A 25,897-nucleotide genomic window follows, 5' to 3' on the forward strand; every position below is an offset into this window, starting at 1 on the left:
GTTGACTCTATGAGATATTGTTTATTCTATCTCTAGATAACCATAGACAAAAATTCAAACCACCAGCAACAAAAAAGCCACTAATCTATAGTGATAGTGGCCTCTATTCTATTGAATTCAAAAAATATGGCAATAAGAAGGCCACACTCAATCGTTGATTGAGTGAGATGCTTCCAATAAAACCTACACACCTACTTCAGACGAAGTGAGATGATGATACTCTGAAGGAATCTGATCCCAAGCCGATTTTATTTCTCGAATGATATCAATCACATCATCAAGCAGCTCTGGTTCATTGAGATGATTTGCCTGTGTGATCTGAGTAATTACAAATTCGTAAAGCTGGTCCAGATTTCTTGCGATATCCCCACCATCTTCCATCGACAAACAACTCCGTAGACTGATGATGATGTCTAAGGCTTTACCTAAGCGCTCGCCTTTGACAGGAATATTTCCTTGTATCATCGCTGCTTTGCCTTGTATCAGTCGCTCAATCGCGCCGGCCATCAGCATCTGTACGACTTTATGTGGTGAGGCAGCACTGAGCTGGCTGTCCACTGATACTTTTTTGTAAGCCTGTAAAGAACCACGCATAGTCTTCCTCTTTCATAAAAACTTCTTGTACTGCTGAACAGATTTATTCCCATATCGGTACTTTTGCAGTGAATGACCGATACCTGATGTTTTCAGTTGCATCTCTTCAACAAGTCGTTGAGTACGTTCAATTGCACACTGCCATGGCTCTGAACGCGAGAACTGTTGATTTTCTGACGCTTCCTGAACCAATACCTGCAATATCTGATCCCTTTTATCGACTAATAGGTGAATAACTTCAGTGTTTATTTCTCCTTCCTGAAGTCGCTCGCTAATTTCGTGATCAAGATCACTCAATTGATTCAGATACTCATTCATTTGATGAGCCTAACGCATTCATCATTCCTGACAACTGGCTTTGCATTTTACTTGTGGCATCCTGCATCGCCAGAAATTTATCATGAGTGCGCTGTTCTAATGTATTCATCCGGCGATCCAGTGCCTCTTGGTCACCGTCCAAACGACGATTCTGCTCAACCATACTCTTTTCCCGAGTACGCAGAGACCCCGTGACACCGGTCATTCCCTGAATTGCATCTTCAACTCTTTTGGCAAAACCATCCCGGCCACCAAAAAACTCACCGAGTTTATTAAAATTGTTGTTTAGTTGCCGAGTCAGCATATCTTCGTTGATTTCCAACGTGCCTTGCCGAGTCGTTGTAATGCCAAACTCCGTGAGTGTTTTTAAATTTTCGGGGGCTTGCTTGATCTGAGAAGAAAAAACCCGTTTCAACCGTGAGTCCGCATTACGAACCACACTATCCCCCGCAAGGGGGCCGGCTGTGCCTGTCTTTGGATCAACATTTGATAACTCTTTTGACAGTTGATAAAACTGATTGTATGCATTGACGAATTTGTGAATATCATCTTTGACCGTATCCCTGTCATACTCTATATCAATTTCCGCCGGTGGCTGATTGGCCTTGGTTTTACCTTTGACCGTTAAATCAACACCATCAATCGCATTTTCAATAATGTTATTGTTACTTGACAGAGTAGCAACCCCATCCAACATGACCTTCGCATCCTGAGCAGATTGAACTTCTGACATCCCTTGATAGGCGTCAAACGCTTTCTGAGCGGCTTGCAGTTCAGATTGCACTTTTTCCACTTTTTCAATGTAAGCCCGCTCTTCTGGCGACAATTTCGCACGTTCCTGTGCTTTCGCTTCCTCTGGTGTCATTTGACCGGAGCGGACTGCGGCTTCAATCTCAGCTTCTTCCTGCGCTAACTTATCTTTCAGCTTCGCTTGAGCTTCTTTAGGCGTTACATACGAATCATATAATGTTCCTGATGCGGTATTTGACCATCCGGGGACATTTGACGACTTATCGATGGCACTTTGATCCAGCTCCGGTTGCGGCTCCTGATAAGAGTCCAACAACGTCCCGGACGCTGTCTCTGACCATCCGGGAATACGGTCTTCAGGACGAACATAGTCTTGTGCTTTTTTCGCAGCCTCTGCAGCAGCACTAGCTGCTGAATCAGATAATTCATCTGCCGTAGCGGCATCGGATTGCGCTTTTTCAGCAGCTTGGCGAATCTCATCTGCGACAGATTGATCGACCGCTCTGGCTGCCGTTTCTAATTTTTCTGCAACTTTCCCTGCGATTTTTTGCTGTTCTGGTGTAAGAGGCGTAATGAGTTGTTGCGCTTGAGAACGTGCTTTTTCTAAATCCTTAACACGTTGCTCCAGCGTTTTATATTCCAGTTTTTTTAAGCTGCTTCCGTTGGGCGCATCCGCACCTATCTGAATTTTATTCTCTTGACCGGGTTGGTTTGAAGCAATAATGAGGCGAGGCCCGTCGATATCATTAATCACAGAGGCCCGAACCCCCGGATTTCCCTTCGCGGCATTAATGCCGTTCACGACATCCTTCAAGCGCGAATCCGATTGAATATCAACGGTAAAACGATGGTTGCCGAGTGAAATATGCAGCTTACCCGGCCCAAATTTCTCATCTTCCGCAAAAACGTTAGATGCAACTTTATGACTTTGGGCAAGCTGCAACACATCGATAGCGTATCTTCCTGCTATGGCATCCGTTGTCGCTGTCGCTGAGACGACACTCTCATTGGTCGTATCAACTTTTCGCAATGCAAACGCTTTTTCTTGGCGAAAATTTGCCATTAGCGTTTTCATTGTATCCAGCGACTCTCTGAGTCGGCCGTAGGCACTAATACTGGCATTATTTTGTGTCCGCTGATTATCGATCCGTTGCTGCTTGGGAACACGCTCCGAATCGACAATCTTGCGGACCATGGAATTTATATCCATGCCAGAATTCATCCCTAACGGGCCCAGACTCATCCAATCACCTCAAAATAACGTTACACTTTGGTCATCAACAGACCAGATCGATGATCCTGATCTCTGGCCAAGCGTCGCAAGACAACAAGTATCTCTTCTTCCGGAATCTGACGAATTACATCACCGGTATCAGCTTCGTAAATCGTCACCACATCACGTCCGGACTCTTCATCAACTCGAAACGACAACCCTTTATTTAGCGAAGAAACAAATTCATGCATTTGCTCCATCACTCTAGCTCGCTGTTCTTCGTTAATCCGTTTCCGCTCTGTTGACAGTTTTTCTACTGCCTGAGCAGAATCCGCTTGCCGCTCTTTCATCTCTTCGGCAAGTTTGTCCATTCGTTCTGCATCTTTATTCACAGAAACACTTCTTGCACTATTACTGTCATTTTCTGAAGCAATTTTAGTGCCATTTTGTGAGCCGTAAGGCTGGATGTTCGATGTGTAGGATGAAACTTCCATAACAATCTCCCTTCCACCTCATTGGGTTCAAATCATCAGACTACTTTGACCCCAAGCTCAAAATAGTCCGTTGATTATCCCAATAGACTAAGAGCTGCAGATGGAGCCTGCTTCGCCTGCGCCAGTACCGAGGTACTTGCCTGCTGCAGAATTTGCGACTTGGTCATCTGCGTTGTTTCTTTTGCATAGTCAGTATCTTTAATCCGACTCCGTGATGCATTCACGTTTTCGTTAATATTCTCAAGGTTACTGATTGCATGTCCGAAGCGGTTTTGGAAAGCCCCCAAAGAAGCACGCTGACTATCAACCGATTTCAGCGCACCGTCAATGACAGCAACGGCCAGTTGAGAACCACCGACAGTCGAGACATCGACACTCTGAACGGTCATATCCTGACCTTCACCAAAACCGATTTCAGATCCCAGTCCACCACCGATGGTGACATCGCCAGTCACTTTTTGTGAAGAAGCAAATAACTGGAGTTTACCATCGTCTCCGACAGAAGCCTGAATGTCACCATTCTGCCCATTAATGTAAGTCGCGACCTCTTCCAGATCATCGCCAGCTTTCGCATTAATCGTCAACTCTTGAGCTTCACCTTCTTTGTTAGTATAACTCAAGGTTAGATCGGTTGCGTTAGAGACTGTCCAGTCTGATGATTTTCCTTCTTGTGCAACATATGCCCGGCCACCCATGTCTTTCGTGTCGGTACGCATATTACCCATGGTCAAAGATACGGCTTCACCGGAATCAGCACCGATCTGAAAAGATTTGCTACCAAATGTACCATTGAGGAGTTTATTTCCCCCAAATGATGTCGTTTCAGCGATACGGTTCAGTTCATCATTTAATGCTGAAACTTCTTCCTGAATCGCCTTACGCTCCGAACTCGAGTTGGAACCATTCGAAGATTGCAGAGACAGGTCCCGCATCCGCTGCAAGATGGATGTGGTTTCATTCATCGCACCTTCGGCGGTTTGTGCAATTGAGATACCATCGTTCGCATTTCTCACCGCCATGTCTAACCCGTGGCTTTGCGAGGTTAAGCGATTCGAAATTTGCAGCCCGGCGGCATCATCTTTCGCACTGTTAATACGATAACCGGAAGACAGTCGCTCCATTGATTTCTGAGCGCTATCCGCAGCGCTATTCAAATAACGCTGCGCGGTCATACCCGAGATATTGGTATTTACACTAATTGGCATATTGATCTCCTTTAACGGATAGTTGATGTGCTGCTGTGTCTCTCACCTCACTTTCACACATCTCATTTCTCTCTATCTGTTAACGGCTAGGGATCTATATCCTTTAGAATATTTTTAATTTTTTTATTCAATTGTCCTATTGAATAAAAAAAGCGTGAATCACTTCAAAAATTTATTGTCTAAATGGCACCTCTTAATACAAAAAAATCCAGCCGAAGCTGGATTTTTAAACAAGGTCTATCTTGTGATGGATGGCTTATCCAAGCAGGCTCAATGCTGAGTTTGGTGCTTGTTTGGCCTGTGCCAGAATCGAGCTTGATGCCTGACCCAGAATCTGAGACTTGGTCAATGCAGTTGTTTCTTTGGCAAAATCGGTATCTTTGATTCGGCTCTTCGATGCATTCACATTCTCATTGATGTTATCCAAATTACTGATTGCATGGTTGAATCGGTTCTGGAACGCACCCAGTTCAGCACGGTGACTATCAACATACTTTAATGCTGAGTCAATGATAGCAACCGACTGTTGTGCACCACCGACAGAAGTCACATCAATGGTATCGACGGTCACATCTTTACCTTCACCAATCCCTAACTCACCCGCTAATGCGCCACCGAATGAGACGGCACCATCGACTTTATTATTGCCAGCAAAGATTTGGAGTTTGCCATCCTGATCGACCGACGCTTTGATAGCATCTGTCTGACCATTGATGTAGGTTGCAAGTTCTTCAATATCATCACCAGCTTTAGCAGAGATAGAGATGTTTTGCTCTTGCCCATCTTTGTCGACCAGATTAATCTGAAGATCATTCTGCCCTGCCTGAACTGTCCAGTTTTTATCCTTACCATTTTCTGCGATATAGCTGGTACCACCCATCTGTTTATTATCGCTGCGCATATCTCTCAGGTTCAGCATGACGGCTTCACCATTATCAGCACCAATCTGGAAGGATTTTGTTTGGAAAGTACCGTTTAAGAGCTTATTACCACCAAACGAGGTTGTTTCCGCAATCCGATTCAGTTCATCATTCAGTGCTGTGACTTCTTCTTGAATTGCTTTGCGCTCCGATTTAGAGTTCGAACCATTCGCAGACTGGAGTGACAAGTCACGCATCCGTTGCAGAATGTTAGTGGTTTCATTCATTGCCCCTTCAGCGGTTTGTGCAATAGAGATACCATCATTCGCGTTGCGTACGGCGACATCTAAGCCGCGACTTTGTACACTCAAGCGGTTAGAAATTTGCAGACCCGCAGCATCATCTTTCGCGCTATTGATTTTAAAGCCTGATGATAAACGTTCCATTGAAGTATTCTGAGCTTGTGTTGCAGAATTCAGGTAACGTTGTGCGGTCATTGCTGATACGTTTGTGTTTACATTCACTGCCATGATGACTTCTCCAATTGATTTTCCGATGTTTCCGGTTTCCGACGTCTCGGAAAACCAAGTAGCTCTCTCAAAGTTACTTTTATTAACGACGCGGATGGGAAAACCTTAAGGATTTTTTTTATTTTTTTTCGACAAAAAGTCCAATTGCGCAAGTAGTGAGCATTCGATCAAATTCATGGCACTTTTTGCTAAAGATGCTCTCAAAACGGGCGATAAGAAACGTTTTTCTTTTCTTCGCAGCTGCTCATCAACAGCCTTAGAACCGTGACATTAATATGCCGTTTTATAGCTTTTGAGGCTTTTTTACCGCCCATCCCCCATTTCAACTCAGTATGAGAAAACAACAGACAGACATATTAAACAAGCCGGAGAAGTCAACCATCGGACTCACCCCAAATCACTCGGCCCATGCGCTCATTTGATATGATGTGAATAACAAAGTAATTCACAATATAAAGGACAGCGATTCACCGGAGGAATATGATTCACCTGTTTTACCTCAGAGGCCGTTCGTTGCTGCAAAACAGTAAACCCAAAACAAGATACGCTGTATTATCTCAAGACTTTTTTATCTTAATACGATCTATCTTAGTAAGTATAAGGCCATATTGGGTTGTCTTTTAGCCTGCGCCAAAATTGACGTGCTGACCCGTTGCAAAATCTGTTGCTTCATACTTTGGGTTGCTTCCCGGGCATAATCCGTATCCCGGATACGACTTCTGGAAGCGGCCAGATTCTCATGAATATTGTCTAAATTCAGGATTGCATGTCCGAAGCGATTCTGAAATGCGCCCAGTTCAGCCCGGTTTTTATCGACAAACGATAAAGCGGTATCCAAAACGGAAACCGCCCGTTGGGCGCCTCCGACCTGAGTAATATTGAGATCATTAACCGATTCGTAGCCCATCACACCGATTTGCAGTTCACTGGCTAATGATCCACTGAAATCAATCGTGCCAGAGGTCCCTTTGCCGGCCATAAATATCTGCAGTTGCCCCTGCTCATTCACCGAAGCGGAGACTTGATCGGTCTGACCGTTGATATAAGTCGCTAACTGTTCAATATCATCACCGGCTTTTGCTTCAATATCAATCTGTTGATCTACCCCTTGCGCATCCTTAAAGCGCATGGTGAGCTGATTCTGATCCGGCTGAACGCGCCAATTCGATGGTGGCACCTTCTGTGCGAGATAACTAAATCCGCCCATATCGAGCGTATCCGTACGCATGTTACTGAATGAAAGTTGCACCGCTTCTCCGGCACTCGCGCCGATCTGAAAAGACGAGGTGCCAAAAGTTCCGTTCAATAACTTTCTGCCGCCGAAAGATGTCGTCTCTGCAATACGGTTCAACTCATCATTCAAGGCAACATATTCTTCTTGTAAAGCCTGCCGATCCGCCTGGGAATTCGAACCATTGGCCGATTGTAGCGCCAGATCGCGCATCCGCTGTAAAAGCGATGTACTTTCCTGCATGGCGCCCTCTGCGGTCTGCATCATAGAAATACCATCATTCGCATTTCTCACCGCAACATCCAGCCCGCTCATTTGAGTCCCCAGTCGATTCGATATCTGCAAACCGGCCGCATCATCCCTTGCATGATTGATACGATAACCCGAAGATAAACGCTCCATCGCTTGTACCCAAGCACTGTTTGCCTGATTCACATAATGCTGAGCCAGCAATGCCGATATATTGGTATTGACTGTAATTGCCATAATTTCACCTAAAATCACTCAGGATTTTCCCCCTATCGGTGTTTTCAGGGATATCTTTAGCGAAAAAAACCGAGCGCTCAGGCTCGGTCACATTTTGTACAGTAATTATGAGATGAATTTTATAATAATGAACGCTTATCGTATGGTCAGTGACTGTAACATCCCAGCAGATGGTGCAAAGAAGTAAGCACCGGTCACCGCTTGCGTAAAGCGGAGCATTTGATCCGTTTTACCGTCACGCTCACCATACATACTGTCCAGCATCACTTGGAAGTTATGCAGCGTCTGGCAGTATGCAATGAATAGTAAGCCATGATCACCACTTACCGTCCCATACGGCAAGCTATGTCTGAGGATCTTTAGTCCTTGGCCATTTTCTTTCAAATCGACACGACCGACATGAGATGCGGCCGGCACATCATCCAGTTCAACCGAATCGTCTTTGGTTCTGCCGATAACTTTTTCCTGAGCCGCAATATTCAATCTTTCCCATGCCGATAACCGGTGAACAAAGCGCTGCAACATCACATAGCTGCCACCGGCAAATTCACCATCGTGGATCAAGGCTACTTCCTGACGTCGTTCATCTTTCGGGTTCTCAGTACCATCAATGAACCCAGTCATATCCCGTGCATCCAGATAACGATATCCGTAGGTTTCATCAATAATGTCCACCCACTCAGAGATACCACTCATCAATTGGCGCAACACATAAAACAGCAGATCATGACGCTGACCATGCACATGAATCAAAAAATCGACGTCGGTGGCCGGTGCACTGATGTCACCACGACCTAACGGCGTAAAATCCACCAGCTCAGGTGGTAAAGCCGCATCAAGTTGTTTCCAGAATTGATGGCTGAATGCGATGGAGAGAGACAGATCAGCACCGGGCTGAGATGCATTCAGAGTGTCGACCAAATCAGGTAAAGATTGTAGCTGACGCAATACCGATGCCGCCTCTTGCTTCACTTTAAAGATGACATACAGCGCAAATGGTCCGGGCTCAGGCAAAATTGCAGTTTGAGGATAAGACATAAAAGATCCCTGATGTGTAGTTGTCATGGTGCACATCATACTCCGTCGCGCGTGAAGAACAAACTGCTAACTTTACCATTCGCACAAGCGCATCTGTCTTATAAAAACGGTCTTACAAATAACGCTGCTGTAATAACGTCAACACAAAATAATAGCCATCCGGCCCCATCCAGTAATTAATGAGATTCTCGACGCTATGACTGGTATTGGTTGCGCCAGTCAGACCATCAATAGTGAAGCGGTCTTGGCTGCTTTCATGAGGTGCAACCACCCGGAATCGCGCCTGACCATCCGCAACTATCTGTTTTCCCTGAAACTGAGCAAGCCACTGCGCATTGGTCATAATCTTGCCACCCAGCGCGGGAGTCTCACCATGTTCATAAAAGCGGATCCGATGGATCGACAAAGTCTTAAGATCTAAAGACAGATATCCTTTCAATATCGACAGATATCCCTTGCCTTCAATCGGTACTATCAACTGTTTCCCGATGTCTTGGGACGCATCGTCTGCGACGATATATACCATCACCGATTGGTCACGGCTCGTCAAATGGGCAAGATTTTTGTCAGCATCCAGTGTCTGCCGGACCAGTGTATGATTTTTCACACTTTCCCGATAACGCGCAATTGCGTCCGGTTCATCCGTGAGTGTCTGACTTGCCATATTCAGCAAGACAGGGTGAAAGTATTTCTTGAGCAGACTGGCGGTACTATCGTGAACCGTGCCGAGGCCGGCAACATCCAGCAATGTCCGTCTCTCGTCACGATGAATGATTTTATTGTGCTGCGCTTTTAATGACGATGCCACGGACGCTTTCTGCCCGGATTCAGCGTGGTTTTCAGCATCAAAACAACCACCGAGGAGCATAACTCCCGGTAGCATCATCAGTGAGAGTAGAGATTGATATTTCATCTTGAACCATTACATCCTGATAGCAAAAACAGTGAAACAAAAATTAACGGAAAGTAAGAGCGAACACATCGGCTTACTGAACGAACAGACGTACGTTAGCGAATTGACATTGGCACAACCCTTGCGATAACTGTCACCGGACCTTGATTAGTATGCAGAATCAGGCTCACCAGCTCTCCCATTTGCAGCGGCTGGGTGAATCCCATCAGCATGATGTGTGAGGTATTCGGCGTTAAAGCAAGTTTCTGATGTGCAGCAACCGTAATCTGATCCACCGGATGCATCTCACGCTTGCCGCTTTGATAGGTTGTGGTATGCAACATAATATGTTGAAAGCGTTGACTGGTGACCTCACGAATCATGAGCGGCTGCTCTGAACGGTTATAAATCGTCATTTTTGACCCGGTGCTACTGGCATGGCGTTGCGGCATGAATATCTGGGCTTTATCGACTTCAATGTTCTCAGCTGAGGTTGCCGCAAACGTCACACTGGTAAACGTCATGAATATGAGAATCAGCCCCGTACGCCACCATGAAAAGTTCGTCACTGCTTTGTCCTATTCCTGAATCAAATTCACGTAATGATCGAGATCCATCCCGGATGAGTAACCCAGATGAATTATCTTCAGCACACCGTGGCGATCAATAAAAAAAGTCGTGGGGGTAGCAATGACCTGATAACGTTCCTGAGTAATCCCAAGCTGATCGAGCCCGAGAGGCAGAGTCACGCCTAACTGCGCCGCAAAAGCAGAGAGGTTTTCAGGGTATGGCTCAATTCCGACACCGATAAACTGCATTTTCCCGGGGTGATCATCTGCATATTTTTGCCACGCTTTCATCATTACCAGGCAAGCTCCGCAGGTGGATGACCAGAACTCAACGACGACCGGTTTACCGCGCACCTGTTGCAATGTCATCTGCTGCTCATGCGCATTCATCACAGCTAAATCAGGGGCCGGTGCGCCAACGGCCAGAACCTGTTCTTCTTTACAACCGCTGAGAATCGCAAGCACAAGCATCAGGGTACTGATACCAATTTGCTTAATGACCATCGATGCGTTCCTCACCGATATATTTGCCATGTTGCAGGCGAATGATCCGATCAGTGTAACGGCCTAAATCCGGATTATGTGTCACCATAATAATGGTTCGATTCTGTTGATGCAGCCGCTGGAAAATCTCCAGAACAATCCGCTCATTTGCTTCATCCAGATTGCCGGTCGGCTCATCGGCAAATAATATCGGACACTCATTCACCAACGCCCGGGCAATACAGACCCGCTGTTGCTCCCCTCCCGATAACTGACTGGGTAAGTGATTGATTCGCGCCTCAAGGCCAACCTCTGCGAGCACTTTTTTAGCAGCATCGATATCCGTAACACTATGGTAGTGTTGAGCCAGCATAACGTTTTCCAAAGCCGTCAAATAAGGGATCAAATGGAACTGCTGGAACAACAAGCCAATTTTTTCAGCACGAAACGCCCGACGACCATCTTCATCAAGGCTCGCAGCATTATGCCCATCGAGAATGACTTGCCCTTCTGTCGCGGTGTCAAGACAACTCAGAATATTCATCAATGTGGTTTTACCCGACCCCGATGCGCCCATAATGGCCACGAATTCACCCCGGCGGATGGAGAGATTGATATTATCCAACGCACTCACATGCTCAAAACGCTTACACAATCCCTTGGTTTCAATGACAAATTCAGACACATTACTCTCCTTTCAACACTTTCGCCGGATCAACTTTCATTGCGCGTAAAGTGGGGATGATGGCAGCCGCCAGAGCAGCACAAATCGATAAAATCGTCGTGATAATAAAGACCGGCAAACGCAGATCAATAGACGCACTAAACACCGTTTGCCCAAGAATTTGAGCAAGGATATAACCGACACCTAAGCCGATGACAATTGCTGCAATAGTCATCAACAATGTTTCGGACAAAATCTGACGGGTAATCGCTTGATGTGATGCTCCCAGTGCTTTTTGCAACGCAAACTCATGGCGGCGTTCACCAATCATTGCCGTCAGTGTTGTATTCACACACAAGGTAGAAAGTATCAGAATCACCACTGCAACCACGCCCATCAGCAGTTTGATTTTATTGAGCACTTTTCCTTCAGAAGCAGAGACTTTCAGAATCGGACGGATCGTGAGATTCGGGTAACGCGCTTTCAGACGGTCGGCATACTGGTTCACCTGCCCTTGAGCGTTATCGATACTAAACATGGCGTAATTGGCCTGATCGGGTTGGTTCAGCCATTTCTGTAGCATCGAGATATTGACGATCAAATAGTTATCTTCATCAGCACCGGCATCGATAATCCCTTTAATGGTAAAGGTATGACGGGTGTCCCCCTGAATGATACTCAGTTGAGACCCCACTTTCACTTCCAGCTTTTTCGCCAGATTGGCCCCAATCATTGCATTGCGTTGGTCAAAAGAGACGCCTATCCATTCCCCTTGGACCTGCCAATACGGCACCAGCTTTTTCAGTTGGGAAAAATCGACGCCCATTGCCACCACTTTTTCTAAATCTGATTGCACCACACCATACAGATACGGGCTGGATGCCACTAAATGTGCTTTGGGTGCCAAATCAAGCATTGCGCGGTAATCCTGAGTCGATAACGTAGCAGATTCGGCATCAGGCCCCACATAAAAATTCGCCCCGTAATTGCGCAGCTCATGACTCATTTTTTGGTTGATATCGAAATAGACCCCGGCCATCGCGGTCACAATTGCCGCGCCCATCGTCAGCGCAGCGAGCACCACTACCACCCGACGCAGACGGAGTTTCAGTGAACGAATAACCAGCAGGCTTTGCATCGAATGTTTATTGACGGCCATACAAAACCTCAATCGGATAAAGAGCTGCGATTCGTCGGGAGGGGAAATACGTCCCGCACACGGTCATGATGACCGAGATAACCAGAATCAGCGGAATGATAATCCAGTGAAAATGGATAAACGATCCAAACAAGGCATAGCCCATGATTTTCGATAATCCCCATCCAGCAGCACACCCCAGAATTCCGCCCAGTAAACCACACACGATAGATTCTGCATAAAATAGCAAGTACACCTGCCAATTATGGGCACCGAGGGATTTCATCAAACCAATCTCTTTCGAACGCTGTAAAATTGCATTGGTCATGAGAGAAGCAATTCCCATCGATGCGGCAATAAATGCGGCTAATGTCACCATGAACAATAAACTCTGAATTTTACGGATGACGATGCCTTCCGATGCTGCAACCTGCCAGACAGGGCGCACCGCAGCATTACTTAACGCTTTTTCTAACTGGTAAGAAATGGAAGAAACAAATGCGGTACAGAACCATAAGTCATATTCATCTGAATCTAACGATTCCAGATTTTCCCGCGCTTTTTTCGACAACGCATTTTCAGGCACCGTCAACGCAGACACCTTAATACTTTCGACTCGCCCTTCCAGTCCCAGCAATGTCTGTCCGACATGTAACGGCACAATGACGGCCTCTTCCTCACCACTCCCATTGGTCAAAATACCAGTGATGGTGACCTGTTGATGATATTGCTTACCGGACAAGGTCAGCTGATCACCAATGTGCCAGCCCATCCGGCTGGCAAGCGCTGTTCCGACCAATGCCTGCGGCTTACTATCATCCGGCCACTGTCCCTGCACTTTCCAATACTGAGAAATAATTTTATTACCGGTGTGATAATCCGGTTCATCCGGGACGGCAAGGTGCTGATCAAAGAAAGTCCCGACAATGGAGACCTTACTCTGCCCGTGATTGATGGTCACGCTCCCACGAACATAGGGGGCAAACCCGATGATATTATTACGCCAGAAGATATCCTTAATATTGGGTAATTCCGACGCCAGTAACAAGCTATCTTTATCCATATCAGTCAGCGCATTTTTCAACATATAAGGCAGATTCACCTGACCTTCCGGTGTAATTTCGATGTTGGCACCATAGCGTTTCATCTCCACCGACATCTTGTCACCGATCGTAATCGAGATAGCCAATAACGCAGAAATGAGTCCTGCCGCCAGAAAAATAGTGGTTGTTGCCAGCACTTTTCGGCCACGGTCATGACGCCATGACTGACGAAGCATTGTCCATAGCATTATTGCGCCCCTCCTATCGCGGAACTCTGATGAACGTTCCCTTGATGAACAGCACTTTGACGAACATAGTCCCAAGGGTTATCACGGAATGCATCATAAGAGTCCTGCTCAGTAAAGAAATAGGTTTTCCCGCCAAAAGTATAACTAAACGGTGCATCCAGATTGGTCAGTGATTTGCCGTTAACCGGATCAACGACGGTAATTTTCACCACCTCGCTAAAATACTGAAGACCCGATTCGAGCATCGCTTTGCCGATGACGATTTCATTGTTTGTCAACGACCATTTCTCAATCGGAATCGGATTACATCCGCCCGGATTACCAATCGACGGAATAAAAATATGTACACCACAAGCCAGACAGATCACCTGATCACCATCCTGAATATACCCGGCATCACCACACAACATGCAGGCATCCAGTACCACACCAAATTTCATTTCACCGGGATAGCGATCAATGATGAAAAAGCGCACTACTTTGCCGTCACTGGCAATCCACTGATAACGATGTAACTTGCCGTCTTTCAGGGTATCGGTAATCGGAATATGGACCGCATCATCCGCAGATAACTCAATCGTCTGTGCCGGTGAACGTGTCGGCGGCTGGGATGCCACGGCATCCCAATACAGTAGACTGCAAAAAACCATCACCAAACTGACAGCAAAACTTGTCACCCGGCGACGTTGAATATTCAGTCGGGCCTGAAGTTTACGTCTTTCAATCGGCTGCGGCTGCGTTTTCACCGCATCTTTTAACGGTTTCACATCACACCACGCCATCATACTCAGCGGAATCAGGCTCAGCGCCAGCACACAATAAGCATATAACCAGAAGAAATTGGTCACTTTTGAAACGTAGCTCAACAACCCCGGATACAGATCGATCATCTGCAACTTCATACCCGCCAATATCACCTCTCCGGAGAGCGGTAATATTGCCAGCAGGATGAAGATAAAGAAGAGGCTATTTTTTAAGATACGCGAGCGCTGTTCGAACACTTTGCCGATGAAAAAGTGGGTAAAACCAATCAAAACAAACCCGAATATCAATGCAGAGGCATTCAGGATCAGTTCGGTATTAATCACACTGGTCGCGGTCATCATGTCCAGTTTGGCAATCCGGGCCCACATAAATGCTGCCAGCGCCGTCACAATCGCCTGCCAGACTAACAAGAATCGGCTTGGCCGCGTGCTCAGTAATCCGTAACCCAATAACAACAGATAGATGACAATATAGGCACAGCCAATCGAGAAAATGTAGACCTGACTGTAAGGTAACAACGTATAAGCACAAACCCCAATGACAACGGGCAGTACAAACCACCAGAACCTTTGCTTATACGACGTATTTGCACCCGACCAAAGCAAGCCGAACATCATCGCGGGGAGAAGAAAGTGGGAAAGAACCTGAGAAAGATAAAAACTCATATCTGCTCACATGATAAAATTTTTCAGGTGGCTTTAACCAAGCGCAAAGCCACCTTTTTATGAGTCCCTAACTTGGGGGAGGTTTAATTTAGACCGACATATTTAAATTTGTAAGTCACATCGAAAGGTTTGTACCAACGACCAACACCTGTTGCCTCATCGGTGTGACGCAGCAAACCACCTTTCGATGGTGGTTCAATATGGAAAGAAAGCTCATAATTACCGACACCAAGCATTTTCACGTTTGAACCATAATGTGGACCGTCTGATGCAATCATTGGCATGAAAGTGCCCTGTTGCGTTTTACCTGTATCCAGGTTCTTCATTTTATAACTAATTGTCAGATATGGAATCCATTCACCGGCCGCAAAGCCATTTTTATTGCCTTTCAATGCATGGATATCAGCTTCAAGGTGAACATCAGCCTGAGAAGCAGCCATCATCATACCTTGAGGTTCCATCGTCACTGGTTCCAGATAAACAGCAGCCAGTTCCATACCGTTCATTTCAACGGTATCACCTGCCGGGTGTTCACCCGCAATCGCTGCAGAGCCAAATGTCATTGCTGAAATCGCAACTGGGATTAAAAGCTTATTCGTCATGAAAATTATTCCTTCAATAAAAAGTTATCACAGATTGAGTTACTCGGTTTGTCTACCCTGATGCTGAATCACGATCAATGCCAGAATCGCAGCTGCAACAAGCGCGAGTTGAGGAATTAATGTTTCAACATAAGGATAAACCCCCAACAAACTGATTTGCGGAACTGCATCTATGAGTGTCGGGTTAAATACTTTCGCTTCGATGAGCTCTAATACACCTTTACCGGCAAACACAAACGCCATCAGGTACATAAATCCACCGGTAAAGATAAAGAAAGGTTTGAGTGGTAGCTTCACCACGCTATAGCGCATCAAGAAAAAGATAATGGTGAGAATCACAATTCCGACACCGAGGCCGCCAAAGATCCCGATCAATGAGTCTGATGAACCGTCAGCACCCAGTGCATAATAGAAAAGCACTGTTTCTGCACCTTCACGGTAGACAGCCAGAAAGCTGGCAAACCACAGACCAGCAATGGAGCCGGCAGTCAGTGAGCGGGATAATTTATTTTCGAGATACTGTTTCCAATGGGTTGCTTCCACTTTGGACAACAGCCAATAACTCATCATGAACAGCACCACCACTGCAATTAGCATGGTGATACCTTCCAGCATTTCGCGACTGGCACCGGCATTGGTAAACAACCACTGGAACAGTGCCGCGGTGATCAAACTCAATACCACGCCGACTACCACGGAATTCTTAATGATATAGAGTTTGTCGGTGTGTTCGTTCTTCACCAGATAAGCGGTAATTGCAGCGACAATCAGCAGCGCTTCCAAACCTTCACGGAGAATGATGGTGAGGCTGGCGATAAACATTGCCCAAATGCCCTGACTATGGCCTCCCAATATACTGGCACCTTGATCCAGCGCACGACTCAATGCCTGTTGTTGCAACTGAATATCAGCCAGTTCAGAGCGGGCTTTCATCAGACTCACAAGACGGGTGAAGTAGCCTTCCAGTTCAGATTTAAGCGCACTATCCCGGGCACCAACCGCATTTTCCATCCCTGTCGATTCAAAGCGATCAAAATATGTATCCTGAACGGCCATCATCGCATCAGCAACCTGACCTTGTTGGTAGATGTCAATTGCCTGAGCAATGGCAGCATCAATGCCGGTAATCACAGATTGCCAGTCTTGCTTCGCAACTGAACTATCCTCTTCCTGAGTCTGTTGCTGATCATCACGAGTCGCAGGCAACCCGGGAAGCTCATCTTTCAGCCCTTGTGTCAGCGTGGCAACTTGATAACCAAACGCGACTAAATTTTGCATCGCGTATGGTTTGTCAGCCAAATCAATCATGGCTTTGAACATGTCATTATATTGCACTGCTTTTACACCGGAACGATTCAGACGAATTGCAGTTTCCAGATCAGAGTTTTTATAAGCATCAAATTGTGCCTGCCGTATCAGCTTTATCGCCGTTTCCCGCTTTAGCTGTTGTGCCTGTTCTGTCTCAGCCTGAGCTGACGTGCGATAACTGGCCAGCCCTTGATTGACCAAACGTTCAATAGTCAGCACTTGCTCCCGCCAGTAAGGTAGAATCGATGCCTGATGAATGTCTGCAGTTTCAGCAACTAACTGTGTTCCGGATTCTAGAATTGAGGGAACGGATGCGATTTGGGTTTTGAGCCAGTCTACGTTTTCCTTCACGTCATCGAGCGACGCCTGATTGCCAATCATCTTCCGAATTTCACCAAATTTAGCCTCCAGCTGATACGCATATTGCCGGGAATAATTAATTCGGATTGGGCCTTCCAAACCTTCAAATACTTCAAAATATGCCATTTGCACCGTGTGCTTCGCTTGCACGGCATCACCAGAGGCATAAAGTTGTACCGTTTTATCCAGACGAGCATTGATATCATCAGCAGCAGCCTGATAATCCAGTACAGCAGCAACAGAGTAATTAAAAGTAAAAATCGTAGTAATAATGAAAAGCTTTATCAGCTTTACCATGACAAACATCCTGCGAGATAAATCACAAACAAAAATACTAACGAAAATAATTATCATTAGCAACGGAAAAGTTTTGTTACATTTGGAATTTCATATTTAAAAAATGAATGTTTAGCGAAAAAACATAATCTTAGATGAACAATTACCGCTATTCATTTTGGTCGCGATCTGAAACTGAAACATATTTCAAAACAGTACTCTAACCTGTTCGAACAATGGATACAGCTCACAAAGAACAAAAGCCAGAACATTCTGGCTTTTAGGCTTTCGTATTATTGCCCCACGACCAAGGATAACCGTCAGCCAATTCTGCCAAGAATATCAATTTGTGCATGGCTCCGCTGCCTTTGAAAGGATGAATCAGACGAGCCATAAACAATCATTTATTATTTTGATTTTCATACAGTAAAGCGCGATTAAACAACACTCGTTTTCTCGCACTAAAGGGATTTACCCAGACTGGCGGCGATATCATCCTGACGTTCGACAATCCATTGACTATCAAATGGTCCCCAATCGGATAACCGATAGTACCCGTCATTGTGTCGTCTCCCGTCTTGGATAAACATGAGTTGAATGCCTATAGCCGGTAATGCTTTCAACACATCCTGAATTGTGCGACGAGGCCACCCGGTATGTTCAATTAATCTGGGGACATTTGGCCTGTCTAAATTTTCAACCAAGTAGGCTAAATAAAGCCTTCTTGCAAAAACAGGACTCAATTCCATTGACACCTCCTATTCACGTATCAATCCATTATTTCGGTTTTCACACAAAGAGTGTTGCGTTCGATCAATAACTTCATTTTTATCTGTCACTCGATGAATAAAATTCACCAATATCCATCAAGCCTATGGTGAATCGCTACTTTGTCAGCACACTCACTTCCTGCTACGATGCGCTCACAGCCTTCTCTAATTTGAGGAATCATATGACCATTACCCTTTATGGCATCCCCAACTGCGATACAATCAAAAAAGCACGTCGGTGGTTAGATGCCGAAAATGTCGAATATCGTTTTCACGATTTCCGTAAAAACGGTATTGACACCGAACTCGTTGAAGCATTTTGTCAGCATTTAGGGTGGGACAAAGTTGTCAATAAACGTGGAACGACCTATAGACAACTGACACAAGCACAAAAAGACAGCTTAAACAGTGCAACCGTTATTCCCCTATTGGTTGAATATCCGGCAATGATTAAACGCCCGGTTTTGGTGGTAGGCAACACTTTCCACCTTGGTTTTTCTCCTGAACAATACACTGAGATATTTGCATAGAAAGGAACAAATGGATGAGCGATAGTCCGGTACTCGCCCTTGCTAAAGAATTAATTTGTCGTCGTTCGGTTACACCGGAAGACGCAGGATGCCAAGACTTAATGATAGGAAGACTCAAAGCACTGGGCTTTGAAGTGGAAATCATGGTTTTTGAAGATACCACCAACTTCTGGGCCCGACGCGGAACGCAAGCACCACTATTTGCCTTTGCCGGGCATACGGATGTTGTGCCTGCCGGCAAAGCCGAATTATGGCATACCCCACCGTTTGAGCCGACCGTCATCAATGACCATTTATACGGACGGGGCGCCGCCGACATGAAAGGGTCACTCGCCTGTATGATTGTTGCGGTTGAGCGGTTTATTGAAGCACATCCTGACCATCAAGGTTCTATTGCATTTCTGATTACCTCAGATGAGGAAGGCCCGTTTATTAACGGGACAACCCGAGTTGTCGATACATTGATGGCACGGGATGAAATCATTGATATGTGTATTGTTGGTGAACCCTCCAGCACCCACGCTGTCGGAGATGTGGTCAAAAATGGTCGTCGAGGTTCGCTGACCGGTGACTTAGTCGTCAAAGGTATTCAAGGGCATGTTGCCTATCCTCATCTGGCCAATAATCCAGTCCACCAGGCGCTACCAGCCTTGACCGAACTCGCAGCGATTCCATGGGATGAAGGGAATGCATTTTTCCCGCCGACTAGCTTCCAAATTCCGAATATGCAAGCTGGCACAGGGGCATCAAATGTGATTCCGGGCGAATTCCATGTCCAATTTAACTTCCGTTACAGTACAGAGCTGACGGCAGAAGAGATTCAGCGTCGCGTTCATGCCACATTTGATGCGCACGGTCTGGATTATGACCTGAAATGGACCTTAAATGGCAAACCGTTTTTAACCGATGCCGGTAGCCTTGTCGAAGCCGTCACGAAGTCTGTTAGCCAGATTAACCATAAAGAACCGGCACTACTCACAACCGGCGGGACATCCGACGGGCGTTTTATCGCCCAGATGGGAGCTCAGGTGGTTGAACTCGGCCCGGTCAATGCAACGATTCACAAAGTCAATGAGTGTGTCAGTATTCCTGACCTTGAGAAACTGACCGATATGTATCAACACATATTGAACAACTTACTGGCCCGATAATATGACGCCTGAGCAATTAACCGGAAAAAGTGAGCAACATCTGCAAGCATGTCTTGTCGACACCAAGACCTTCTTGATCCATCAGGCGGTCGCTCATGATTTTTTTGCGTTGAAACAGGCGGCTCACCAAGCAGGGTTTCATTTACAGATTGCCAGCGGATTTCGTGATTTCCACAAGCAGCTTTCGATCTGGAATCTTAAATTCTCAGGAGAACGCCCGCTGCTCGATTCACAAAGTCGTCCGCTCGATGCTTTACACCTGCCAGAGCGAGAAAAAGTTCTGGCAATTTTACGCTGGTCAGCCCTTCCCGGAGCCAGCCGGCACCATTGGGGCACAGACTTTGATGTGTATGACAAAAATGCGTTGCCAGCCAATGAATCGCTGCGTCTGGAACCATGGGAATATCAATCCGGTCATCAGGCTCAATTTTCGACATGGTTAGCACAAAATCTCTCCCGGTTCGGCTTTTTCCTGCCGTATCAACGGGATCGGGGTGGCGTTTCGATCGAACCTTGGCATATCAGTCATCACCGTGTTGCAACACAATGTCTGGATCAGATATCCCCTGAGATTATTTTTCAGGCATTAGCTGACGAACCGATCGCAGGCAAAGACACGATTCACAAAATGCTCCATACTATCTACACTCAATTTGTCATCAATGTAGAGCAGAGCGGTGCATAGATATGGATTTCCTGACTTCACCTTGGTTCATCATTACAGTCGTTATCAGCATCATTATTGGGAATATTGCCGCGCTCAAATATCTGACGCCCAAAAACCTCGATAAGCTGAAAAAGAAACAGGGAAATGATCTGGATCGATTGATTGAATTAGACAAAAAGCATCAACAAGAGATCAAAAAAAGGGATGAATAATCATCCCTTTTTATACAAATCACCGTCTAGTGTGATTCGTGAAACAATGCTGATAACGCAGTAGAAAACTCTTTGAGTTTCTCTTCAGCCACAGGTTTGTCATTTTTGCCTGTGATATTGATAGACGTCCGGTTCCCTAAGTCCCCCAGCAATAATGTATATGTGCCGTTATCAAAAGAGATAGGTGCAACACCAAGTGCTTGCCAGACTTCATTATCCGGTTGACTGAATTTAACTTTTATCGTGCCTTGGGAGCGGTTGCGATCTTCGACATGAAAACCAATTTTCACCAGAGAATCAGACAAACGTTGCCACATATTGTCGTATGGTGTTCTGGCAATTACAATCGATAAACCACTACGATCAGATCCCATGGTGACAACAATCTGTTGAGCCATCTGACGAGATTTTCTCGCTGCTTCTTCCTGTACCTGACGATCATATTGCATCATAATCGCATTGGCCATTGTCACGATATAACGATTCTGACTGTAAATCGCTTTTTCTGCCGAACCATCCTGCTGCATGTCCAACAACGACACCTTTATACCGTACTGTTTTCCTTGCTGTATACGGGTATAGCGATATCTCGCTTTCACTGGTACAACTTCATCTTCTGCTGACCATGATATCCAAGCGGTATCAATCAAAGACGGACGAGTTTGCGAACGTACGACTTGATGCTGCTCTAAATACTGTGAAATAACCTGCCAGATTTGATCAGCAAGTTGCGGCTGCACCGTCCAAAAAGTCACCTCATTCTCACTATTGTCGATCCGGACACCCGGAATCAGCGCTAACACAGACTGAGGTGGACGAATATCAACTTGCTCACCCAATCCGCCCTGATATTTTCCATCCGGAATATCGTAATTGTGGTAGAGCTGTAATTCAGCATCCTGAGGCATTTTCCAAGCCGTGGATAATTTTGCGTTTAAATAATCAAAGTCGCCTTCTGCAGTTTGTCGTGTCAACGCACTATCAGAACATCCAGACATCATAAATACAGCCAGTGAACTACAAACTAGCTGATTGAAAAATTTCATTCATACTCCTACACGAAAACCAAAGCTCGGCTTCGTACAACTATTCTCGTACAACGATTGCCATCCCATCATTCTGAAACAGCAATCAAACCTCAAAAATGCACACCAAAAGTTTTCGCCAAACCAAAAACCTATAACCTATAACCTATAACCTATAACCTATAACCTATAACCTATAACAATCCGGCATCAGCCAACGCTTGTAACACAATCGGTTGATAGGGCTCTGATAATTCTGTCATGGGTAAACGTAACAAACCGCCATCAATCAATCCCATTTTATGGGCTGCCCACTTCACCGGGATCGGGCTCGACTCAATAAACAGGTTTTTATGCAAAGCCATTAGCTTTTCATTCAATGCTTCTGCGGCATCAAACTGCCCGTCTAAGGCAAAATGAACCATTTGTGCCATTGCTGCTGCAGCAATATTGTTGGTCACGGAAATCACTCCATGACCACCCAATTTGATAAATTCCAGCCCGGTCGAATCATCTCCACTCAGTAAGACAAAGTCTTCTCCGCAAAGTTCACGGTGTTTCGCAACCCGGCTCAAATCACCAGTCGCATCTTTAATCCCGACAATGTTCTTCACTTCAGCTAAGCGTGCGACCGTCTCCGGCTGCATATCAACCGCTGTACGGCCCGGTACATTATACAAAATAACGGGAATATCAGTCTCTTCTGCAATCGCTTTATAATGCAGAAACAACCCTTGTTGCGTTGGTTTATTGTAATAAGGCGTGACACTCAAAAAGCCAGAAATGCCGGTATTACACAGTAAGCGGCTAAATGTCAGAGACTCGTGTGTTGCATTGGCTCCGGTTCCGGCAATGACAGGAATACGCCCCTCTGCATACTCAACCGTTTTAGATACAACTTTGACATGCTCTTCAATAGTCAGTGTTGCAGATTCTCCAGTGGTGCCAACGGATACAATCGCATCGGTTCCTGCATCTACATGAAAATCGACCAATTTTTTTAGACTTCCGTAGTCTACTTCTCCATCGCTATCAAAAGGGGTAATTAGTGCGACTATACTTCCAGAAAACATGTCTTTCTCCATAAGTTGAATCTCATTGCATGGTACTGTAAGGATACTGAGAAACACAAGTGAATAAGTTCTCTTATTTGAGTAAAACAAGAGAATCTATCCAAATGATTTATCGATGTAGTTTCTTGAAGTTGTGGGGAATATTTACCCGCCGGATTCGAATCTCTGTTTTCTGACAGTCTGACTTGAGTCTCTATGACTCTCAGGGTATAAGATCCCGACAATAGTGATGAATACATATAAAATAAGCTGACAAAAGGAAATATCATGAATCCACTACAAGCAGGTACACCTTCACCGCACTTTTCACTTCCGGATCAAGATGGCAACCCTGTGAGTTTGACTGATTTCAAAGGCAAGAAAGTGCTGCTGTATTTTTATCCGAAAGCCATGACTCCGGGGTGTACCGTTCAGGCACAAGGGCTACGCGATATCAAAGCAGAACTTGATAATAAAAATATTGTTGTGCTGGGAGTGAGTACCGATCCGGTCAAGCGTTTAGGAAAATTCATCGAAAGAGATAACCTGAACTTCACACTACTCTCGGATGAAGATCACCAGCTTGCAGAAGCCTTTGGGGTCTGGGGAGAGAAAAAGTTCATGGGCAAAGTCTACGATGGTTTGCACCGTATCAGTTTTCTCATCAATGAAGAGGGTGTCATCGAGCACGTCTTTGATAAGTTCAAAACCAAAGATCATCATCAGGTCATATTGGACTATCTGGCCTGAACCCCTTATAAAAATGCCAGCCTGACGGCTGGCATTTTTTTCTCTGAATCGTTTAATCACAAATCAAACGATAAATTGATTCAACAGTTTTTCTTGCTGATGGACTTTATCAACCTGTTGCTGCGTTGCATGGCTTGCCCCTTTGGCAGAGTCTGCAACTTCACTACTGATATCTTTAATTTTCACCATGTTATTGTTGATTTCTTCAGCAACCAGACTTTGCTCTTCCGCTGCCGAAGCGATTTGAATATTCATATCACTAATCTGCTGAATCGCTTGACTGATGCGCTGTAATGCCTGATTAGCCACATGAGATTTCTCAACGGCTTCAGCCGCTTTACCTTTGCTCTCTCCCATCGCAGCAGACACAGAAGACGCACCGGATTGCAATTGCTCAATCATGGTACGAATCTCAGTTGTTGATTTCTGCGTTCTCTGTGCCAAAGTCCGGACTTCGTCAGCAACAACAGCAAAACCACGTCCGGATTCTCCGGCTCTGGCCGCCTCAATCGCAGCATTCAATGCCAACAGATTGGTTTGATCCGCAATCTCATTAATCACTTCCAGAATCGTTTCGATATTCGCAGTCGCCGACTCTAATTGTGTGACTTCTTCAACCGCTTGATCAATTCTTGCAGAAAGTTCATTGATGGACTGAGTGGTATAACTCACGACCTCAGCCCCTTCATTCGACGCATCATCCGCTTCTTTTGCTGCTGTCGCTGCATTTTGCGCGTTATGAGCAACTTCAGACGCTGTCGCTGCCATCTCATTCATCGCTGTTGCAAGCTGATCCACTTCCAACATTTGAGATTGCATTCCTTCGGCTGAGTGACTCGAATGATTTGCAATGATTTTGATACCGTCCAGAATATCACGGCTAATTTCTTTCGACTGACTGATTTGATGCTGCAGCTTTTCGGTAAACTGGTTGAAACCAATCGCTAATGTCGCAAATTCATGATCCAAATTCGTTTCCAGTCGTTTGGTTAAATCACCCTCACCGGAAGCAATATCATCAATCGCGGTATTGAGAATACCGAGTGGACGAATCAACCGTTTAATAAGCAGGGATAGCAAGATCAAGCTGATAATCACACCAGCCAGCGTATATAGGATAGAGCTATTTCTTAATGAAGAAAGTGTACTAAAGGCGATAGATTCATCAATCACAGCACCGACATACCAATGTTCACTCGGCACCTCGGTGAAGTTAATCAGGTAGTTTTTACCGTCAATATCCACACGCTGCATACCGGGTTTCAGCTGAGCACCGGGTAGATACTCGGTAAATTTCTTACCATTATATTCCCGATTGGGGTGTGCAATCGTTTCCCCTTTCTCCGTCACGATAAACAGGTGGCCGGCATCAAAAAGGTTCACAGAGTTCACGACGTTCGAGAGGCCCGAGAGATCCAGATCATAATACATCCCTCCGACCCACTGACCATTTTTATAAACAGGTGTCGCGATAGAGATAATGATTTTCTTCGACGTAAAGTCTATATAAGGTTCGGTGACGATCATTTTCCCTTGGTTTTTAACATCAATGTACCAAGGTCGTTTCCTCGGATCATAATCCGATGTTGGCTCCCAGTTATCATCATTTTCGATCACTGCACCATCATCTGTATACCCTAGCCCGACAGCCACAAAATTTGATTTGAGCGTGGGTGTTTCTAACACATTCTTGACATAATCCCGATTGTTGGGATCCAATTGAATAATTTCAGTCATCGAATGAGCCATCCCTTCTTTCGCTTGCATATCAGTCGTGATACTGTTCTTCACACCTGAGACTAACTCTTGCAAACTACTGTAAACCAAGGACTCAAAACTACTTTTAACCGTTCTTAATTGTTGCAAGGACAACAACAAGATCGTCACGATCAAAAGTAGCGATGACGCTGCTACTATCTTTTGGCTAAACCTCATAGCAAACCTCTCTGACACCACAATAAAAACCACACTTATCAACGCGACAAATGTGAAAACAAATATTAAACAT

26 protein-coding genes are annotated in these 25,897 nt (G+C 45.4%); 5 read left to right on the forward strand and 21 right to left on the reverse strand.

Going from position 1 to position 25,897, the window contains the following annotated elements; genetic code table 11:
• Positions 1-183: 183 nt before the first annotated feature.
• From fliS to AC55NX_RS00625, 18 genes are all read right to left on the reverse strand, one after another.
• Positions 184-594 (reverse strand): flagellar export chaperone FliS, encoded by a 411-nt coding sequence (gene fliS, locus AC55NX_RS00540; protein WP_496993990.1) that lies wholly within the window; start codon positions 592-594, stop codon positions 184-186.
• Between the two features lie 12 nt (positions 595-606).
• Complete coding sequence (locus AC55NX_RS00545; RefSeq protein ID WP_496993991.1) at positions 607-912, reverse strand: flagellar protein FliT; 306 nt, start codon at positions 910-912, stop codon at positions 607-609.
• A complete protein-coding gene (fliD, locus tag AC55NX_RS00550; protein ID WP_496993992.1) occupies positions 905-2,905 on the reverse strand; it encodes a flagellar filament capping protein FliD in 2,001 nt (666 codons plus the stop codon). The genes AC55NX_RS00545 and fliD overlap by 8 nt, the downstream gene beginning before the upstream one ends.
• A gap of 20 nt (positions 2,906-2,925) precedes the next feature.
• Entirely contained in the window at positions 2,926-3,369 is a 444-nt protein-coding gene (gene flaG / locus AC55NX_RS00555) for a flagellar protein FlaG (protein WP_496993993.1), read from the reverse strand.
• Between the two features lie 74 nt (positions 3,370-3,443).
• Complete coding sequence (locus AC55NX_RS00560) at positions 3,444-4,574, reverse strand: flagellin (protein ID WP_496993994.1); 1,131 nt, start codon at positions 4,572-4,574, stop codon at positions 3,444-3,446.
• A gap of 256 nt (positions 4,575-4,830) precedes the next feature.
• Positions 4,831-5,964, reverse strand: a complete 1,134-nt coding sequence (locus AC55NX_RS00565; RefSeq protein WP_496993995.1) for a flagellin — start codon at positions 5,962-5,964, stop codon at positions 4,831-4,833.
• A 583-nt stretch (positions 5,965-6,547) separates the two neighbouring features.
• On the reverse strand, positions 6,548-7,681 hold the full coding sequence (locus AC55NX_RS00570; protein WP_496993996.1) for a flagellin: 1,134 nt from the start codon (positions 7,679-7,681) through the stop codon (positions 6,548-6,550).
• A 135-nt stretch (positions 7,682-7,816) separates the two neighbouring features.
• Positions 7,817-8,719 carry a Dyp-type peroxidase gene (locus AC55NX_RS00575; RefSeq protein ID WP_496993997.1) on the reverse strand — a complete coding sequence of 301 codons (903 nt, stop codon included), beginning with the start codon at positions 8,717-8,719 and terminating at the stop codon, positions 7,817-7,819.
• Between the two features lie 112 nt (positions 8,720-8,831).
• Positions 8,832-9,632, reverse strand: coding sequence for an FMN-binding protein (locus AC55NX_RS00580; protein WP_496993998.1), 801 nt, complete (start codon positions 9,630-9,632; stop codon positions 8,832-8,834).
• A gap of 95 nt (positions 9,633-9,727) precedes the next feature.
• Positions 9,728-10,180 carry a copper chaperone PCu(A)C gene (locus tag AC55NX_RS00585; RefSeq protein WP_496993999.1) on the reverse strand — a complete coding sequence of 151 codons (453 nt, stop codon included), beginning with the start codon at positions 10,178-10,180 and terminating at the stop codon, positions 9,728-9,730.
• A gap of 9 nt (positions 10,181-10,189) precedes the next feature.
• Positions 10,190-10,684, reverse strand: a complete 495-nt coding sequence (locus AC55NX_RS00590; protein WP_496994000.1) for a TlpA family protein disulfide reductase — start codon at positions 10,682-10,684, stop codon at positions 10,190-10,192.
• Positions 10,674-11,348: an ABC transporter ATP-binding protein gene (locus AC55NX_RS00595; protein ID WP_059121317.1), complete on the reverse strand. Its 675-nt coding sequence runs from the start codon at positions 11,346-11,348 to the stop codon at positions 10,674-10,676. The genes AC55NX_RS00590 and AC55NX_RS00595 overlap by 11 nt, the downstream gene beginning before the upstream one ends.
• Position 11,349: 1 nt before the next feature.
• Positions 11,350-12,486, reverse strand: coding sequence for an ABC transporter permease (locus AC55NX_RS00600; RefSeq protein WP_059121318.1), 1,137 nt, complete (start codon positions 12,484-12,486; stop codon positions 11,350-11,352).
• Positions 12,473-13,756 (reverse strand): ABC transporter permease, encoded by a 1,284-nt coding sequence (locus AC55NX_RS00605; RefSeq protein ID WP_496994001.1) that lies wholly within the window; start codon positions 13,754-13,756, stop codon positions 12,473-12,475. The genes AC55NX_RS00600 and AC55NX_RS00605 overlap by 14 nt, the downstream gene beginning before the upstream one ends.
• The gene (locus AC55NX_RS00610) at positions 13,756-15,186 is read right to left on the reverse strand and encodes a Fe-S-containing protein (RefSeq protein WP_496994002.1); all 1,431 of its coding nucleotides are present in this window, start codon (positions 15,184-15,186) and stop codon (positions 13,756-13,758) included. The genes AC55NX_RS00605 and AC55NX_RS00610 overlap by 1 nt, the downstream gene beginning before the upstream one ends.
• Before the next feature lie 83 nt (positions 15,187-15,269).
• Entirely contained in the window at positions 15,270-15,788 is a 519-nt protein-coding gene (locus AC55NX_RS00615; protein ID WP_496994003.1) for an iron transporter, read from the reverse strand.
• A gap of 39 nt (positions 15,789-15,827) precedes the next feature.
• Positions 15,828-17,753 carry an FTR1 family iron permease gene (locus tag AC55NX_RS00620; RefSeq protein WP_496994004.1) on the reverse strand — a complete coding sequence of 642 codons (1,926 nt, stop codon included), beginning with the start codon at positions 17,751-17,753 and terminating at the stop codon, positions 15,828-15,830.
• A gap of 440 nt (positions 17,754-18,193) precedes the next feature.
• On the reverse strand, positions 18,194-18,481 hold the full coding sequence (locus AC55NX_RS00625; protein ID WP_038183694.1) for a winged helix-turn-helix domain-containing protein: 288 nt from the start codon (positions 18,479-18,481) through the stop codon (positions 18,194-18,196).
• 203 nt (positions 18,482-18,684) lie between these two features.
• Between AC55NX_RS00625 and AC55NX_RS00630 the strand changes: the two genes are divergently transcribed.
• The 4 genes from AC55NX_RS00630 to AC55NX_RS00645 are packed head-to-tail and all read left to right on the forward strand — an operon-like array spanning position 18,685 to position 21,062.
• Positions 18,685-19,032 (forward strand): ArsC family reductase, encoded by a 348-nt coding sequence (locus tag AC55NX_RS00630; RefSeq protein WP_496994005.1) that lies wholly within the window; start codon positions 18,685-18,687, stop codon positions 19,030-19,032.
• A 14-nt stretch (positions 19,033-19,046) separates the two neighbouring features.
• Positions 19,047-20,183, forward strand: a complete 1,137-nt coding sequence (gene dapE, locus AC55NX_RS00635) for a succinyl-diaminopimelate desuccinylase (RefSeq protein ID WP_496994006.1) — start codon at positions 19,047-19,049, stop codon at positions 20,181-20,183.
• 1 nt (position 20,184) lies between these two features.
• Positions 20,185-20,868: a M15 family metallopeptidase gene (locus AC55NX_RS00640; RefSeq protein WP_496994007.1), complete on the forward strand. Its 684-nt coding sequence runs from the start codon at positions 20,185-20,187 to the stop codon at positions 20,866-20,868.
• Between the two features lie 2 nt (positions 20,869-20,870).
• Positions 20,871-21,062 (forward strand): DUF2897 family protein, encoded by a 192-nt coding sequence (locus AC55NX_RS00645; protein ID WP_059121325.1) that lies wholly within the window; start codon positions 20,871-20,873, stop codon positions 21,060-21,062.
• A gap of 26 nt (positions 21,063-21,088) precedes the next feature.
• Here AC55NX_RS00645 and bamC read toward each other — a convergent pair whose 3' ends face one another.
• Together bamC and dapA are read right to left on the reverse strand one after the other, a co-directional pair.
• Positions 21,089-22,108, reverse strand: a complete 1,020-nt coding sequence (bamC, locus tag AC55NX_RS00650; protein WP_496994008.1) for an NlpB/DapX family lipoprotein — start codon at positions 22,106-22,108, stop codon at positions 21,089-21,091.
• Positions 22,109-22,281: 173 nt separating this feature from the next.
• Entirely contained in the window at positions 22,282-23,160 is an 879-nt protein-coding gene (gene dapA / locus AC55NX_RS00655) for a 4-hydroxy-tetrahydrodipicolinate synthase (RefSeq protein ID WP_496994009.1), read from the reverse strand.
• A 267-nt stretch (positions 23,161-23,427) separates the two neighbouring features.
• On the opposite strand from dapA, the gene bcp reads away from it, so the two are divergent.
• Positions 23,428-23,889 carry a thioredoxin-dependent thiol peroxidase gene (gene bcp / locus AC55NX_RS00660; protein ID WP_496994010.1) on the forward strand — a complete coding sequence of 154 codons (462 nt, stop codon included), beginning with the start codon at positions 23,428-23,430 and terminating at the stop codon, positions 23,887-23,889.
• A gap of 63 nt (positions 23,890-23,952) precedes the next feature.
• Here bcp and AC55NX_RS00665 read toward each other — a convergent pair whose 3' ends face one another.
• Positions 23,953-25,824, reverse strand: coding sequence for a methyl-accepting chemotaxis protein (locus AC55NX_RS00665; RefSeq protein WP_496994011.1), 1,872 nt, complete (start codon positions 25,822-25,824; stop codon positions 23,953-23,955).
• Positions 25,825-25,897: the final 73 nt, after the last annotated feature.

It is taken from the genome of Vibrio rubrogenes (assembly GCF_059641415.1).

What these genes read in the sequence shown, in the direction of transcription:
- AC55NX_RS00630 (WP_496994005.1), top strand. Translation starts at nt 18,685, where the DNA reads ATGACCATTACCCTTTATGGCATCCCCAACTGCGATACAATCAAAAAA.
- AC55NX_RS00620 (WP_496994004.1), bottom strand. Translation starts at nt 17,753, where the DNA reads ATGGTAAAGCTGATAAAGCTTTTCATTATTACTACGATTTTTACTTTT.
- AC55NX_RS00575 (WP_496993997.1), bottom strand. Translation starts at nt 8,719, where the DNA reads ATGTCTTATCCTCAAACTGCAATTTTGCCTGAGCCCGGACCATTTGCG.
- dapE (WP_496994006.1), top strand. Translation starts at nt 19,047, where the DNA reads ATGAGCGATAGTCCGGTACTCGCCCTTGCTAAAGAATTAATTTGTCGT.
- AC55NX_RS00580 (WP_496993998.1), bottom strand. Translation starts at nt 9,632, where the DNA reads ATGAAATATCAATCTCTACTCTCACTGATGATGCTACCGGGAGTTATG.
- AC55NX_RS00605 (WP_496994001.1), bottom strand. Translation starts at nt 13,756, where the DNA reads ATGCTATGGACAATGCTTCGTCAGTCATGGCGTCATGACCGTGGCCGA.
- AC55NX_RS00640 (WP_496994007.1), top strand. Translation starts at nt 20,185, where the DNA reads ATGACGCCTGAGCAATTAACCGGAAAAAGTGAGCAACATCTGCAAGCA.
- bamC (WP_496994008.1), bottom strand. Translation starts at nt 22,108, where the DNA reads ATGAAATTTTTCAATCAGCTAGTTTGTAGTTCACTGGCTGTATTTATG.
- AC55NX_RS00590 (WP_496994000.1), bottom strand. Translation starts at nt 10,684, where the DNA reads ATGGTCATTAAGCAAATTGGTATCAGTACCCTGATGCTTGTGCTTGCG.
- AC55NX_RS00560 (WP_496993994.1), bottom strand. Translation starts at nt 4,574, where the DNA reads ATGCCAATTAGTGTAAATACCAATATCTCGGGTATGACCGCGCAGCGT.
- flaG (WP_496993993.1), bottom strand. Translation starts at nt 3,369, where the DNA reads ATGGAAGTTTCATCCTACACATCGAACATCCAGCCTTACGGCTCACAA.
- AC55NX_RS00570 (WP_496993996.1), bottom strand. Translation starts at nt 7,681, where the DNA reads ATGGCAATTACAGTCAATACCAATATATCGGCATTGCTGGCTCAGCAT.
- dapA (WP_496994009.1), bottom strand. Translation starts at nt 23,160, where the DNA reads ATGTTTTCTGGAAGTATAGTCGCACTAATTACCCCTTTTGATAGCGAT.
- AC55NX_RS00615 (WP_496994003.1), bottom strand. Translation starts at nt 15,788, where the DNA reads ATGACGAATAAGCTTTTAATCCCAGTTGCGATTTCAGCAATGACATTT.
- AC55NX_RS00565 (WP_496993995.1), bottom strand. Translation starts at nt 5,964, where the DNA reads ATGGCAGTGAATGTAAACACAAACGTATCAGCAATGACCGCACAACGT.
- AC55NX_RS00600 (WP_059121318.1), bottom strand. Translation starts at nt 12,486, where the DNA reads ATGGCCGTCAATAAACATTCGATGCAAAGCCTGCTGGTTATTCGTTCA.
- AC55NX_RS00545 (WP_496993991.1), bottom strand. Translation starts at nt 912, where the DNA reads ATGAATGAGTATCTGAATCAATTGAGTGATCTTGATCACGAAATTAGC.
- AC55NX_RS00625 (WP_038183694.1), bottom strand. Translation starts at nt 18,481, where the DNA reads ATGGAATTGAGTCCTGTTTTTGCAAGAAGGCTTTATTTAGCCTACTTG.
- fliS (WP_496993990.1), bottom strand. Translation starts at nt 594, where the DNA reads ATGCGTGGTTCTTTACAGGCTTACAAAAAAGTATCAGTGGACAGCCAG.
- AC55NX_RS00645 (WP_059121325.1), top strand. Translation starts at nt 20,871, where the DNA reads ATGGATTTCCTGACTTCACCTTGGTTCATCATTACAGTCGTTATCAGC.
- AC55NX_RS00610 (WP_496994002.1), bottom strand. Translation starts at nt 15,186, where the DNA reads ATGAGTTTTTATCTTTCTCAGGTTCTTTCCCACTTTCTTCTCCCCGCG.
- bcp (WP_496994010.1), top strand. Translation starts at nt 23,428, where the DNA reads ATGAATCCACTACAAGCAGGTACACCTTCACCGCACTTTTCACTTCCG.
- AC55NX_RS00665 (WP_496994011.1), bottom strand. Translation starts at nt 25,824, where the DNA reads ATGAGGTTTAGCCAAAAGATAGTAGCAGCGTCATCGCTACTTTTGATC.
- fliD (WP_496993992.1), bottom strand. Translation starts at nt 2,905, where the DNA reads ATGAGTCTGGGCCCGTTAGGGATGAATTCTGGCATGGATATAAATTCC.